The organism is bacterium (genome assembly GCA_035419245.1).
GTDB lineage: Bacteria > Zhuqueibacterota > Zhuqueibacteria > Residuimicrobiales > Residuimicrobiaceae > JAKPUX01.
This window is the reverse complement of record DAOLSP010000014.1, coordinates 63,612-77,413: the sequence shown is the minus strand read 5'-3', so window position 1 is coordinate 77,413 and position 13,802 is coordinate 63,612. Positions and strand designations below refer to the sequence as shown.

Sequence of the window (13,802 nt, the reverse complement as noted above, 5' to 3'; positions counted from 1 at the left end):
TGTGCGGGTGCACCGTAAAGGCGGGTGCTGGCTACTTTTTCTTTTTCTTAACGAATTCAGCTGCGGTGAGTGCCAGGACGATTCCGACAAACAGACTGACCGCAATTCCCCAGAAAAAGCCGTCTACCCAGTCGGTGCCCTTGTTCATCGCAAAATAGCGGCGCATATAGACATCGGCCTCGACAATATCCAGCCGGCCGATCAATACGGGGGTGAGTCGCTTGAAAAAGTCGTAGAGAAAAAGGAAAAAGGCCAGCAGGGAGAGACGCCGGCCCCAGACCAGCAGCGGAAACGAGCTGCCCTTGAAGGCCAGCCAGGTCACTAGGGTGCCGAAGGTCGCCACAAGCTGGAAATTATCCAGCAATACTTTTTTAATCTCAGGTGGCATCTACGGTTCCCAGATTCCGACTGGCGAGGAAATGATTATTCTGCGGCCGTCTCTTCCTGTTCATCATCCAGAGCGGCACCACCGGCAAAGCGGAACTCCGAAAAATTCAACTGTACTTCGATATTAAAAAAACGGTACAACTCGGCGAGCATTGCGGCGCCGTCGTCGTCTTTGGTCTTGCAAACCAGGGTGAGGAGGGCAAATTCCTGTTTAACGGTCTCTGCCGCTTCCCCCTTGCCCAGCGTGATCTTTTTCTGTTTGATGGTGAAGGGACGAATGGTCACAGCGGGGATTTCATACTCTTCCCCAGTGAGATTGTCCATGATGGCCAGATGGACCAGGCCGCGAACCATGTTCTTGTAAAGCTCGCGGATCTGATCGCTGTCCTCGATCTCGGCCTCTACCTGCATCTGCACCTGCCGCACGATGAGATCGTCGGCTCCCTTGTCATCCGCCGGCCAGTATTTCTTGATAACTGCTTTTTCAAAAATGAGCATCGCTTCTCCCTGGGTATCCTTTCCTAATTTGAAAAGGTACTAAAATTTACCATGCAAAGCAAGCGCTTATTTTCCGGCGAGAACAGCAGGGTGGGTGCGAGGGGGGAGGGGCCGGAGAGCGCGGCTGGCTGAGCGCGAGAGGGGAGGGGACGACGAACCGCCCGCTAAAATATGTCTTGACACTGAAAAGAAAAATAGTTAACATTAAATGCATAAAAGCCCTGATAGTCAGGATAAAGGAGGTGGTGGCAATGCTGGTCCGAGCCAAGGTAGAACGTGTCACCCTCGACACGGCGACCAGTCGATTCGTGGTGATTCTCAAGGACGAAAAGCAGAGCCGCTGGCTGCCGATTGTGGTGGGATCCACGGAAGCCCAGGCCATTGCGCTCCAGCTTGAGAACATCGCCCCGCCGCGTCCCCTGACGCACGATTTGATTCGCAATCTTCTGGAAATGCTGAATATTACCATTGAGAAGGTGGTGGTCAACGATCTGCGCGACAATACCTACTTCGCCATCATCACCATGTCCGGGAACGGCCGTTCGAAGGAGATCGATTCCCGACCGAGCGATGCCATCGCCATCGCACTGCGCATGAACGCCCCGATTTTCGTCTATGAAGAGGTGATGCGCAAGGCGGCGATCATCGACGGCGTGCCGCCCTCCGAAGATGCCGAAGATGAACAGGCGCCTGGCGATCGGCTGGAACAGCTCAATATCGACTTGATCAATGCCGTCCAGGACGAGCGATACGAAGAGGCCGCACGAATCCGCGACGAGATCAAGAAGGTCAAATCGCACCTCCGCGAAAAAACCACGTAATTCAGCACGCTAGTCTGAGCGAGCCTCATTGAACAATGAGGCTTTTTTATATCCACGAAAGCGAGCCCTGCATGAAGGAGAAACAAAAGCGAGAGGGAAGCGCCGCTCACCGTAATCCCTGGTCCTGGATTCCTTCGCTCTATTTCGCCGAGGGAGTCCCCTACGTAGTCATCATGACCGTTTCGGTCATTATGTTCAAACGGCTTGGACTCTCCAACACCGACATCGCCCTGTATACCAGCTGGCTCTACCTGCCGTGGGTAATCAAACCGCTCTGGAGCCCGGTGGTCGATATTCTCAAAACCAAGCGGTTCTGGATTGTCACGATGCAACTGGTGATCGGTCTTGGGTTTCTGGGTATTGCCGCGGCTATCCCCCTGCCTCATTTTCTGCTGTACACCCTGGTGGTCCTGTGGATTCTCGCCTTTGCCTCGGCGACGCATGACATCGCGGCGGATGGTTTTTACATGCTTGGACTCGGCGAGGCGCAGCAGGCCTGGTTTGTCGGCATTCGCAGCACCTTTTACCGTTTTGCCATGATCACCGGTCAGGGCCTGCTGGTCATTCTGGCTGGCTATATCGAAGGTCATTCTGGCCTCGAGGCGGTTACGGTGCCGGTTCAGGCGGGCCCAGGGGTAGCGGAGGTGCAAATGATGCATCCGGAGTCGCTTCCCGGTCTCCCTCCCGGCGGGGGCCTACGGCTGCTGTGCCAGCCTGAGGTGTTGACCATCCGCACCACCTTGCAGCCCAAGGCCCGGATCGACTCCCTCCTGCATATGGCCCATGTCTGGAATCTGGCGCATGGTTTTTATCCTGCAGAGCGCGCAGCGGGCGTTTCTCCGGCCGGTGGCCCCTCTTGGTGGACGCGGAGCGTCTCCGGCCCGCTGGCGGAATGGTTGCGCGGCCATTTCGGCCAGTCGCGCCAGGCGGCGGCCTTGGTTGAAGCGAAGGCGGGCAATGTCGGCGCTCTCTATTTCCGCCTTTCCCAACCGCCCGCGGCGGGCAAGGAAGTAATTGTCAGCTTTGGCCGAGAGTCCGGCGACAAGTCGATTAATCTGATCGAAGGAAGCCGTCTGGTCTTCACCGATCGCAATTGGGACCGGCCCGCTGTCGCCCTGATCCAGCTCGATCCCAAGCTGCAAAACGCCGTCACCAGCCAGTATGTCGCGCGCGCAGGCAATATTCCCCTTTCCTGGTCGATCACTTTTGTGGTGCTCGGGGTGCTCTTCCTGTTCTTTTTCCTCTATCACCGCTTCGTCCTGCCACGGCCGGCGGCTGATGTGGGGGTTCAGGTGGACAATTTTTTCAGGCAGTTTTTTAATACCTTTGTCAGCTTTTTCCGCCGCAAGCATATCAGCGCCATCCTCGCATTTCTCCTGCTCTACCGTTTCGGAGAGGCGCAGTTGGTCAAGCTGATCCATCCCTTCATGCTCGACAGCCGCGAGCTGGGAGGACTCGGCATGACCACCGGTGAGGTGGGGCTAGTCTACGGCACCATCGGCATCATTGCCCTCACCGTGGGCGGGCTGCTCGGCGGCTTTGTGGTGCCGCGGCGTGGCTTGAAGTTCTGGCTTTTCCCGATGCTCCTGATCATTCACTTGCCCGATCTCGCCTTCATCTATCTCTCGCAGGCCCAGCCGGATAACCTGTGGATCGTCAGCTGTTTCGTCGCCCTGGAACAATTCGGCTACGGCTTTGGATTCACCGCCTATATGCTCTACATGATCTATGTGGCCGGGGAGGGAGAACACAAAACCGCCCATTATGCGATCTGTACCGGCCTGATGGCCCTGGGCATGATGGTGCCGGGGATGTTCAGCGGCTGGCTTCAGGATATCATCGGCTACCGCCACTTCTTCATCTGGGTGGTCTTTGCGACCATCCCCTCATTCATCGCTGCCTACTTTATCCCCCTGGAAGAGGCGTTCGGCAAGAAAAAGTGAGGCCTCTATGAAAGCGATTCCGTTCCTCTGCTGTACCCTGCTGATGCTCAGTGGTCGGGTCGCCGCGGCCGAGCCCACTCCGGTCAGGCTGGGTGTGGATCTCCTGCTGAGCGACAGCCTTGCCCTGATCCAGGGCAAGCGGCTTGGGCTGATCACCAATGCCACCGGCTTGACTTCGAACCATGAGTCGACCATCGATGCCCTGGTCCAGACTCCGGGCGTCCAGCTGGTTGCGCTCTTCGGACCGGAGCATGGGGTGCGCGGCGATGCCGAAGCCGGAAAGGCGATCGATAACTATGTCGACGAAAAAACTGGGATCATGGTGTACAGCCTTTATGGCAGGAACCACAAACCCACTCCCGAGATGCTGCGCGGCGTCGATCTGCTCCTTTACGATATTCAGGATATCGGTTCGCGTGCCTATACCTATATCTACACCATGGCCCGCGGTATGGAGGCTGCCCGGGAGAACCACATCCCCTTCGTCGTCCTCGATCGTCCGGATCCAATGGGAGGCGATCTGGTGGAAGGGGGGGTGCTCGACCCGCGGTTCAAATCGGGCATCGGGCTTTACCCTATCCCGTTCATTTACGGCATGACTGTAGGCGAACTGGCGCAGCTCTTCAACCGGGAATTCGGCATCGACTGTGATCTCAAGGTTATCCGCCTTGCGGGCTGGCAGCGGCACTGCTCTTTCGAGGAGACTGGCCTGATGTGGGTGCCCACCTCACCGCATATCCCAGAGATGCTTTCGGTGTGGTACTGCGCCACAGTCGGCTGCCTCGGCGAACTGCAGCAGGTCGATGTGGGCGTGGGGATGCCCGGCCCCTTCGAGTATATCGGCGCCCCCTGGATCAAGGGCGAGAACCTTGCCGTCGAACTCAACCGCCGTCAGATTCCCGGCGTCTTTTTCCGCCCAGTCCATTACCGCCCCTTTTATGGCATCTTCAAGGGTGTCGATCTCGAAGGGGTGCAGATTCATCTGCTTGATCACCATATTTTCCGGCCGATGCAGACGCAGCTGCATATCCTCGCTGCCTTGCAGCGCCTCTATCCCGATCGAAATATTTACGACACCCCACGTCTGGATATGTTCATGAAGGCTATCGGAACGGACCAGGTTCACCAACGGATCCGCGCCGGTGCAGAAGTGGACGAGATCCTCATTATGTGGCGGGAGGGTCTTGAGCAATTCATGACGCTGAGGCAAAAGTATCTCCTCTATCCTTGAGATGGCGACGAAACTTTTCTCCGGCTTGGGCGTCTATTCAACAGCGGCCGTTTTCTGCACCGGGCGTTCTTGAAATTTCTTTGTACCTGGAGGCGTAGCGATCCCGGTGCGCCGAGCCAGTTCTGATTGCCAGCACGGTCCAACCGTTTACCCTTCATCCATCCTGCAGGTCTGCGCATGCTCAAACTGAAAGAGATTTCCCGAAAACGATGGTTCTGGCCCGGCCTGATTGCCCTGTTGCTCCTGTTTTGGCTGCTGGGCAGCCGGAGCAAGGAGGGTGCTGGTGGGGAGCCGGTCTGGGGAGATCTGCGCAAAGGTGATTTTGTCATCGACGCGGTCGAGACCGGCGAAATCGAGGCGGTGCATTCGGTGGATCTCGCTCCCCCGATGGAATGGCGGATGGATATGCAAATTATCGCCATGGTCCCGGAGGGAAGCATCGTGAAGCAGGGTGATTTTCTCGTCCAGTTTGACACCTCGGAATTGGAGGATCGCCTGGAACTGGCGCAGGATGCCCTGGCTGCCCTCCTGGCCCAGCGCGATGGTCTGCGCGCCCAACAGTCGGCGCGTATCGCCCAGCTCAAGGCCGACATCGCCGCGGCGGGCTATTCACAGGAGGTGGCGGTTTTACAGCGGGAGCTGCTCCAGTATGAGGCCGCAGTGCGGCGGATGGATGCGGAACTGGAGGAGAAAAAAGCGCAGATCTCTCTGGAGGAGACCAAGACCTCCCTGGAGTCGCAGGAGATCATCGATTCTTCGGCGCTGAGCACGCTGGGCGTCGATATCGCCAAGGCGCGCGCCAATGTGCGCGAGCTTGAGGACAAAATCAAGAGTCTGACCCTGCGGGCCCCCATTGGCGGACTGGTCGTTTACAACGAAATCGGCTTTGGGGACTCCCGTAAAAAGATCGCGATCGGCGACAAACCCAATCCGGGGCAGCCGGTGATCAGCATTCCGAATCTCGATTCGATCCAGGTCAAGTTGCGTATCAACGAAATGGACGCCGCCCGGCTGAGCATCGGCCAGCAGGCAACCATCCGGCTCGACGCCTATCCGGAGCGTTCATTCAGCGGCCGCGTGCTGCATATCGCCCGGCTGGCCCAGAAGGAGGATTGGGATTCGGAAATCAAGGATTTCGAGGTTCTGGTGCGGCTGGCCCAGTCCGATCCGGTGCTCAAGCCCGGAATGACCGCGCGGGTCCAGATCGAACTCGGGGTTGAGAAAGATGCCCTCACCGCCCCGACCGGCGCCATTTTTGAACGCCAGGGGGAACGGGTGGTCTTTCCACGCACAAATTATCCCAAACCCCAGCCTGTCGAGACCGGCCCGCGTAACGATCTGCGCATGGTCATCCGCAACAGCCGGCTCAAGGAAGGCGATCTGGTTGCCTGCTCACCGCCGGACACGAGCTACCATCGCCTTGGATTCTCCACCTACCTGGCGGCCTCAACCGGCAAGCCGGAAAAACTGGCCGCAGATCTGGCCGAGATGGAGAAGCGCGGCCTGGCATTCGACTACGATGCCAATCGCAACCGTCGGGTGATTGCCCGCGCTCCCAATGGCGCCGCCGGCGATTACGAGGCGCTGCGCGGCCGCATCCCCGGCATGACCCCGGACGGCCGCCCGATGGAAATCGATCCAGCCACCATGAAAAAACTGCAGGAGGCGATACGCGGTATGCAGCCCGGACCCGGTGGTTTGCCCCCCGGGCCGGCCATGCGCCCCGGCGGCCCGAATGTTCCCTCCGGCCTCGTCACCGGCGACACATCCCGGCGGCTGCTGCAGCAGCGCGGCCGCGGGCTTCCGCCCGGGTATGCTCCCGGGGATACCACCCGGCCGCATCGGCCGGCTGGAGCGCTTCCCTCGCAAAAACTCCGGCGGAACATACCATGAAGAGTCCGTTCTGGCGCAGACTCCTGAGCAAAACCGGACACCGTCCGGCCTTCGGCGGCCTCGAAATCCTGAGATACATCGGACCCGGCCTTCTAGTCACGGTGGGCTTTATAGATCCCGGCAACTGGGCCTCCAACCTGGCCGCCGGCTCCGACCACGGCTATCTGTTGCTCTGGATGATCACCCTCTCGACCTTTATGCTGATCATCCTGCAGCACAATGTCGCCCATCTGGGCATAGCCACCGGCCTCTGCCTCTCCGAGGCCGCCACACAATATTGCCCGGCGTGGATTTCCCGACCGCTGCTGAGTTCGGCGATGATCGCCTCGGTTTCAACCTCTCTGGCAGAGATCCTGGGCGGGGCCATTGCTTTACAGATGCTTTTTAAAATTCCGATCCGCGCCGGCGCGGTGATCACCCTGCTCACAGTAATCTGGCTGCTCTTCACCAATTCCTATCGCAAGCTGGAGAAATGGATCATCGGCTTTGTCTCAATTATCGGCCTTTCCTTTATATATGAACTCACGCTCGTCGACATCCAGTGGGGAGAAGCGGCCCGCGGTTGGGTCATGCCGGCCATCCCCCACGGCTCGATCGTCATCGTCATGAGTCTGCTCGGGGCTGTGGTGATGCCGCACAACCTTTTTCTCCATTCCGAGATCATCCAGAGCCGCCAGTGGAACCGCGAAGATCCTGCCATCATTCGCCGCCAGCTCAAATTCGAGTTTCTCGACACCCTTTTCTCGATGCTGGTCGGCTGGGCCATCAACAGCGCGATGATCCTGATGGCCGCCGCGGTCTTTTTTAAGGCCGCAACGCCGGTCTCGGAATTGCAGCAGGCCAAGGAGATGCTGCGGCCCCTGCTTGGCGACAGTGCGGCTGATATCTTTGCGTTCGCACTGCTGCTTTCGGGCCTGGCCTCGACCATAACGTCGGGTATGGCCGGCGGCACCATCTTCGCCGGCCTCTTCATCGAACCCTTCGACCTGAAAGACCGTCACAGCCGTATCGGGGTTTTAACCTCTTTTCTGCTGGCTCTGACGATCCTCTTTTTAATCCGCGACCCCTTCCAGGGCCTGATCTACTCGCAGATGGTGTTGAGCATCCAGTTGCCTTTCACGATCTTCCTGCAGATCTATCTGACCTCTTCACAGAGGGTTATGGGGCCCTATGCCAATTCACGACTGTTGAATGGCTTGCTCCTGGCCGTCGGCCTGCTGGTAACCTACCTCAATTTGCGGCTGCTGATCAGTGCCTTATCATGATCATCATGGCGGGTATATTGGACTAAATTCGGGTGTACTATGAAACCTGGTGAACAATTGAAAAAGTGGTATGACTGGATCAATGCGCGCGGCTTGTCCCGTCTCGGCAAGTGGCGGCTGCCGGTGCTCATCTTGGCTGGCCTGGTGCTCATCCTTCTGATCTACAAATGGACGCTGGGCTCGACGCCGGATGTGGCCACCTCTGCGGCCCGTTTCGGTGACTTTATCATTGATATCAATCAAAGCGGCGAGCTTTACGCGGTTAAGTCGGTCTCGGTCGGGGTCCCCGCCAAGGTGCGCGGCAGCCTGCGCGTTGTCGCGCTCGCTGAGGACGGCTCGATGGTGCAAAAGGGTGATTTTCTCGTGCAGTTCGACACCGCTGAGGCCTCACAGGACCTCGAAGACCGCCGCAATGAGTACGAATCCGCGCTGGCCGAGCTGGCGAGCCTCCAGGCCTCCAACCGCTCGACCATGGCCCAGCTCAACACCGCCTACGAAACGGAAAAGTATTCATATGAGCAAGCCAAACTCCGCTACGAACAGATGAAATATGAAGCGCTTTCCAAACAGCGCGAGCAGGAACTCAACCTCAAGAAGGCGGCCCTTTCGCTCGAACAGGCACAGCGCAAGATCGATTCGCAGGAGATCATCAACAAGGCCGACCTGACCAAAGCTAACCTTAAAGTGCGCCAGGCTCGCCTGCGCTATGAACAAAAGCTGCAGGAGGTCACTGATCTCACCCTGCGCGCGCCGATCGACGGCTTGGTGGTCCTCCAGGAGATTTTCGGGGCCAACGGGCGCGCCAAGATCAAGGTCGGCGACACGCCCTGGCGCGGCATGACGCTGGTCGAGATCCCGGATCTATCACAAATGATGGTCAAGGCCAAGGTCAATGAGGTCTTTATCAGCCAGGTGCGCCCCGATCAGCAGGTGATTCTCTCCGTCGATGCCCTGCCGGGAGAGCGTTTCTATGGCAAGGTGATGCGGGTTGCCTCGCTGGCCACCCGCGAAAGCGGCTCCGATGTCAAGACCTTTGACGTGGAGATTCTCATTGACGGGGCCGACGGACGGCTTCGCCCCGGCATGACCGCGCAGTGCCAGATCATCACCGACCGGATCAAGAACAAACTCTTTGTCCCCCTGGAAAGCGTCATCCACAAGGATGATACGACGGTCGTTTATATCAAACGGGCCGGTTTCAAACGCCGGGAGGTGCAGATCGGCGCCAAAAACAGCGACTTTGTCGTCATCGAGAAGGGACTGAAGCAGGGTGACCTGGTCGCTCTGCGGGATCCAACCGTCCCGGTCAAGGAGGCCGGCGAAAAAGGCACTGCGGCGGTCAAGGAAAAACGGCCGGATCGCCGTCCGCCCGGGGGCGGGAATGCCATTATGATCATGCGTTGAGCAGGGGATGCCATCATGAATATCCGTGAAAGCGTTGAAATCGGGCTGGAGGGTATCCGCAGCCATAAACTGCGTTCTATCCTCACCGCCCTGGGCATCATCTTTGGCGTCGCCGCGGTCATCGCCATGCTCTCGATTGGTGAGGGCGCGAAGCAGGAGGCGCTCGAGCAGATCCAACTGATGGGGATGAACAATATCCTGATCAACGATATCCCGATCGAGAACGAGGAAGATGGTACCGGGAGGACCAACCTTTCCCGGGGACTGACTCTCGAGGATGCAGCCGCCCTGCAGGTGATCAATCCGCTTCTCAATGTGGCCATCCCGGAGCGTTCGGTCAAGTCACAGCTCTATTACGGCCAGGAGTCGGTCGAGGCCACGGTGGTCGGCACGCTGCCGGATTACGAACGGGTCATGGCCTTTTCCCCGGTGCAGGGCGCCTTTTTCAATTATGAGGACGTCATCGAGGCGCGCCGCGTCTGCGTCCTCGGCGCGGAGGTGCGCTGGGCGCTCTTCCTGTTTCAGGATCCCATCGGCCAAAGGATCAAGATCGGCCGGCAGTGGTATACGGTGGTGGGCGTAATGGACGAGAAGCCCAGTGCTGGTGCCGGTTCGGGGATCTCGGATAATCTGAACAACAATGTCTATATCCCGGTGACCGCTGCGGTTAAACGGTTTCCGCGTAGCATCTTCGCCAGTGAAATCGACCGGATCATCCTCCAGGTCAAAGACTCCGACAGCATCCAGGAGGCGGCGGCGATCGTCAAGACCTCCCTGAATCGCCGCCACAATCAGGTCAACGATTTCACCATCACCATACCTGAGGCGCTGCTGCGCCAGAAACAGCAGACCCAGCGGATTTTCAACATCGTAATGGGGGCCATTGCCGGGATCTCACTGCTGGTCGGCGGCATCGGCATCATGAACATCATGCTCGCCTCGGTTATGGAGCGCACCCGCGAGATCGGCGTGCGTCGCGCCGTCGGGGCCCGCCAGATCGACATCCTCGGCCAGTTCCTGGTCGAAGCGATGGTACTCAGCTTTGCGGGCGGACTCCTCGGAGTGGTTCTCGGCTTCATCCTTACCAAGGTGATTGCCCTCTACGCCGGATGGCGCACCATCGTCAGTATCGGCGCGATCATCCTGGCATTCAGCGTTTCCGCTGCAGTCGGCATGGTCTTCGGCATTTATCCGGCCCGTCAGGCCGCCAGACTCGATCCCATCGTCTCGCTGCGTTATGAATAGCATCCCGTTGCACCGCTTTTACTGAGGAGAGTATGAAACCGCGAATTGCTTCCATTACCGTCCTCGGCGTTGTCCTCTTCCTGGCCGTTGCCGGCCAGGTATGGGCACAGGATAGCCCCATGCCGCAGCCGGTTGCGCCGGACACCGCCGGCATCCGGGCGGCAGGCGACAGTCTGGATGGGGCTCCGAAAACCATTATCACGCTCGACCAGGCGATAGGCATCGCGCTGGAGAAGAGCTACGAGATGAAATCCCTGCGCCTGAGCCTGGCGCAGGCGGAGCAGAATCTCATCGCTGCCAAAGGACGCTTCAAGACCAACGCCGACCTGAGCCTGGAGACGCCCAACTGGAACGAAACCGTCTCGGAGATCACCATACCCAACGCCCTGCCGATCTTCAATACCACCGGCTATACGCGATACATGGGAACCCTGGATATCAACCAGCCTCTGCCCACTGACGGCGCCATCACCCTGCGCGGCCAGAGTTATCACCGTGATGTCTCTACCTATCTTCAGGAGAGCGCGGCGGATGTCTCCCGCAGCGAAATCTACAACTCGGTTAGCCTCCGTTTCAAGCAGCCGCTCTTTGCCATCAATCAGCTGAAATTGGGGCTCAAGAATGCCAATCTGAGTTATGAACGCACCCTCCATCGTTACCGCCGCAGCGAGCTGGATATTGTCTACCGCGTCACACGCGCATTTTTCGATTATTACCAGGCCACCCGGCAGCATGAGATCAACCGCGACAACGTCCGGCAGCAGCAGGAACTCTATGATCTGGCGGCGAAAAAGTACGCCGCCGGGCTGATCCCCGAGGTGGAGGCGCTGCAGATGGAGGTCGACCTTGCCGAGAGCCGCAACGCCCTGCTTTCGGCGGAGGGCGAATTGCAGCGCAATGAGGACAGTTTCAAACAGCTGATCGGCTTGAAGCTTTCCGACCTGGTGGGGGTGCGCACCGATCTCGCCATCGAAACGGTTGAGGTCGACCTAGCGCGCGCCATCGAGTTGGCCATGAAGTACCGCACTGAACTGCGGGAGGGGCAGATCGATATCGAACTGGCCCTGATCAGTATCAAGGAGGCGGATGCCCGCAGCGAAATGCGCGGCGATATCAACGCCTTTTATGATATCACCGGAGTCAGCGACTCCAACCTGGCCTATCATTCGCCCTGGAACGAGTTGTGGAACTCGAGCCTTGATGACATGAACCGTCGGCCGCACAATCGCGGCGTCACTTTCACCCTGACCGTACCCCTCTGGGATTGGGGCGTCAATCGTGCCGAGGTGCAGGCTGCTCGTACGGTCTATAATACCAGTGTGCTCTCGCTAGAGGAAGAGAAGAAGACGATCGAACGGGAAGTCCGGGAAGTGGTCCTGCGCTTGCGCGAGGCGGAAAACCGCATCGCCGTGCTGCGCAAGAATCAGGAGGTTGCCCAGCGCGCCTTCGACATCACCCTCGAACGCTTCAACAACGGCGATATCACCAGCCAGGAACTGGCTCTCGACCGCAACCGCTTGACCACCGCCAAGACCTCCTACCTTTCGGCTTATGTCGATTTCAAGTTGGCGGTTGCCGATCTGCAGCGCAAGACCATGTGGGATTTCGTCAATAACCGGAGTCTGCTCGATGCTCCGGCGAAGGCTGGAAAATAAGCAGGGCTGCTTTTCATTCTCTGCATCCGGCCGCTTCTGCACGTAGAAGTATAGGAAGCCAATAGTTCAACAGCGGTTTTCATCAAGCGAATGGGACTGTTATGAAACTGACCGTCATTGGTTCGGGGTATGTAGGTTTGGTAGCGGGAGCCTGCTTCGCAGAGGCGGGCAACCAGGTGATCTGCATGGATGTGGACGAGAAAAAAATCGCCAGCCTGCGGCAGGGCGTGATTCCGATCTACGAGCCCGGATTGGAGGGGCTGGTTGAACGCAATTACAAGCTGCAGCGACTGACCTTCACCACGGTGATGCAGGATGCCGTTCAACACTCCGATATTCTTTTTATTGCGGTGGGCACACCCCCTGAAGAGGATGGTTCAGCCGATCTCACCCATGTTCTTGAGGTGGCCAGGGCGATCGGAAAGCACATGAATGGCTACAAAATCGTCGTCAACAAGAGCACCGTGCCGGTCGGGACGGCGGACAAGGTGCGTCAGGTGATCGCTGCAGAGACGGAACTGCCCTTCGACGTCGTTTCCAATCCCGAATTCCTCAAGGAGGGCGCGGCCATCGATGATTTCATGTATCCCGACCGGGTGATCATTGGCACGCGCAATCCCAAGGTGGGGGAGATCATGAAGGAGCTTTACGGCCCCTTTGTGCGCACCGGCAATCCGATTCTGGTCATGGATGAGCACAGCGCCGAGGTGACCAAGTACGCCGCCAATTCCTTGCTGGCGACCAAGATCTCCTTCATCAACGAGATCGCCAATCTTTGCGACCGTGTCGGCGCGGATGTGGAGATGGTGCGCCGCGGTATCGGTTCGGACAAGCGCATCGGTCACTCCTTCATTTTTCCAGGCATGGGCTATGGCGGTTCCTGCTTCCCCAAGGACGTCAAGGCGATCATCCATACCGCCAGGCAGTATGGCTATCAGCTGAAGGTGCTGGAAGCGGTCGAGGCAGCCAATGAGGCCCAGAAAACCATTCTGCTGCCGCGGATCGAGGCGCATTTCCAGGGCAAGCTCGAGGGGCTCACCCTCGCCCTCTGGGGTTTGAGCTTCAAACCCCGCACCGATGACATGCGCGAGTCCCCGGCCATTCCCCTGATCAAGGCCCTGCATGCACGGGGGGTCAAGCTTCAGGCGCATGATCCTGCTGCCCTTGAGGAGGCCAAACGCCTCGGCTTGGACGGGATGGTCCAACTCTTCGAGAATAATTATGAGGCGCTGCAAGGAGCGGACGGCCTCATCATTGTGACGGAGTGGCTTGATTACCGCGAGCCTGATTTCGATCGCATCCGCAAGGCGCTCAGAACGCCGGTTATCTTTGACGGCCGCAATATCTACAATCCGGTTAAAATCCGCGACCTCGGCTTTACCTATTACGCGATCGGCCGCCCGCAACTCGGATAAACCGGCAGCAAACAAAAAAGCCTTGTGCATCGTGCACGAGGCTTT

11 protein-coding genes are annotated in these 13,802 nt (G+C 58.4%); 9 read left to right on the top strand and 2 right to left on the bottom strand.

Annotated features, from left to right (window positions below; all coding sequences use genetic code 11):
* Window positions 1-31 precede the first annotated feature (31 nt).
* Both PLH32_14195 and PLH32_14190 read right to left on the bottom strand, forming a co-directional pair.
* Window positions 32-388: a hypothetical protein gene (locus tag PLH32_14195; protein HQJ65760.1), complete on the bottom strand. Its 357-nt coding sequence runs from the start codon at window positions 386-388 to the stop codon at window positions 32-34.
* 35 nt (window positions 389-423) lie between these two features.
* Window positions 424-885 carry a hypothetical protein gene (locus PLH32_14190; GenBank protein HQJ65759.1) on the bottom strand — a complete coding sequence of 154 codons (462 nt, stop codon included), beginning with the start codon at window positions 883-885 and terminating at the stop codon, window positions 424-426.
* 251 nt (window positions 886-1,136) lie between these two features.
* Here PLH32_14190 and PLH32_14185 point away from each other — a divergent pair, with 251 nt between their 5' ends.
* The 9 genes from PLH32_14185 (at window position 1,137) to PLH32_14145 (ending at window position 13,757) form a co-directional block, all read left to right on the top strand.
* Window positions 1,137-1,706, top strand: coding sequence for a bifunctional nuclease family protein (locus PLH32_14185; GenBank protein ID HQJ65758.1), 570 nt, complete (start codon window positions 1,137-1,139; stop codon window positions 1,704-1,706).
* 71 nt (window positions 1,707-1,777) lie between these two features.
* Window positions 1,778-3,649 (top strand): MFS transporter, encoded by a 1,872-nt coding sequence (locus PLH32_14180; protein HQJ65757.1) that lies wholly within the window; start codon window positions 1,778-1,780, stop codon window positions 3,647-3,649.
* Window positions 3,650-3,656: 7 nt separating this feature from the next.
* Window positions 3,657-4,880 carry a DUF1343 domain-containing protein gene (locus PLH32_14175; protein HQJ65756.1) on the top strand — a complete coding sequence of 408 codons (1,224 nt, stop codon included), beginning with the start codon at window positions 3,657-3,659 and terminating at the stop codon, window positions 4,878-4,880.
* A 177-nt stretch (window positions 4,881-5,057) separates the two neighbouring features.
* On the top strand, window positions 5,058-6,773 hold the full coding sequence (locus PLH32_14170; GenBank protein HQJ65755.1) for an efflux RND transporter periplasmic adaptor subunit: 1,716 nt from the start codon (window positions 5,058-5,060) through the stop codon (window positions 6,771-6,773).
* The gene (locus tag PLH32_14165; GenBank protein ID HQJ65754.1) at window positions 6,770-8,038 is read left to right on the top strand and encodes an Nramp family divalent metal transporter; all 1,269 of its coding nucleotides are present in this window, start codon (window positions 6,770-6,772) and stop codon (window positions 8,036-8,038) included. The genes PLH32_14170 and PLH32_14165 overlap by 4 nt, the downstream gene beginning before the upstream one ends.
* A 39-nt stretch (window positions 8,039-8,077) precedes the next feature.
* Window positions 8,078-9,442 (top strand): efflux RND transporter periplasmic adaptor subunit, encoded by a 1,365-nt coding sequence (locus PLH32_14160; protein ID HQJ65753.1) that lies wholly within the window; start codon window positions 8,078-8,080, stop codon window positions 9,440-9,442.
* A gap of 15 nt (window positions 9,443-9,457) precedes the next feature.
* Window positions 9,458-10,687 carry an ABC transporter permease gene (locus PLH32_14155; GenBank protein HQJ65752.1) on the top strand — a complete coding sequence of 410 codons (1,230 nt, stop codon included), beginning with the start codon at window positions 9,458-9,460 and terminating at the stop codon, window positions 10,685-10,687.
* 32 nt (window positions 10,688-10,719) lie between these two features.
* Entirely contained in the window at window positions 10,720-12,342 is a 1,623-nt protein-coding gene (locus PLH32_14150; GenBank protein ID HQJ65751.1) for a TolC family protein, read from the top strand.
* Window positions 12,343-12,443: 101 nt separating this feature from the next.
* Window positions 12,444-13,757: a UDP-glucose/GDP-mannose dehydrogenase family protein gene (locus PLH32_14145; GenBank protein HQJ65750.1), complete on the top strand. Its 1,314-nt coding sequence runs from the start codon at window positions 12,444-12,446 to the stop codon at window positions 13,755-13,757.
* Window positions 13,758-13,802: the final 45 nt, after the last annotated feature.

What these genes read in the sequence shown, in the direction of transcription:
- PLH32_14195 (HQJ65760.1), bottom strand. Translation starts at nt 388, where the DNA reads ATGCCACCTGAGATTAAAAAAGTATTGCTGGATAATTTCCAGCTTGTG.
- PLH32_14190 (HQJ65759.1), bottom strand. Translation starts at nt 885, where the DNA reads ATGCTCATTTTTGAAAAAGCAGTTATCAAGAAATACTGGCCGGCGGAT.
- PLH32_14185 (HQJ65758.1), top strand. Translation starts at nt 1,137, where the DNA reads ATGCTGGTCCGAGCCAAGGTAGAACGTGTCACCCTCGACACGGCGACC.
- PLH32_14180 (HQJ65757.1), top strand. Translation starts at nt 1,778, where the DNA reads ATGAAGGAGAAACAAAAGCGAGAGGGAAGCGCCGCTCACCGTAATCCC.
- PLH32_14175 (HQJ65756.1), top strand. Translation starts at nt 3,657, where the DNA reads ATGAAAGCGATTCCGTTCCTCTGCTGTACCCTGCTGATGCTCAGTGGT.
- PLH32_14170 (HQJ65755.1), top strand. Translation starts at nt 5,058, where the DNA reads ATGCTCAAACTGAAAGAGATTTCCCGAAAACGATGGTTCTGGCCCGGC.
- PLH32_14165 (HQJ65754.1), top strand. Translation starts at nt 6,770, where the DNA reads ATGAAGAGTCCGTTCTGGCGCAGACTCCTGAGCAAAACCGGACACCGT.
- PLH32_14160 (HQJ65753.1), top strand. Translation starts at nt 8,078, where the DNA reads ATGAAACCTGGTGAACAATTGAAAAAGTGGTATGACTGGATCAATGCG.
- PLH32_14155 (HQJ65752.1), top strand. Translation starts at nt 9,458, where the DNA reads ATGAATATCCGTGAAAGCGTTGAAATCGGGCTGGAGGGTATCCGCAGC.
- PLH32_14150 (HQJ65751.1), top strand. Translation starts at nt 10,720, where the DNA reads ATGAAACCGCGAATTGCTTCCATTACCGTCCTCGGCGTTGTCCTCTTC.
- PLH32_14145 (HQJ65750.1), top strand. Translation starts at nt 12,444, where the DNA reads ATGAAACTGACCGTCATTGGTTCGGGGTATGTAGGTTTGGTAGCGGGA.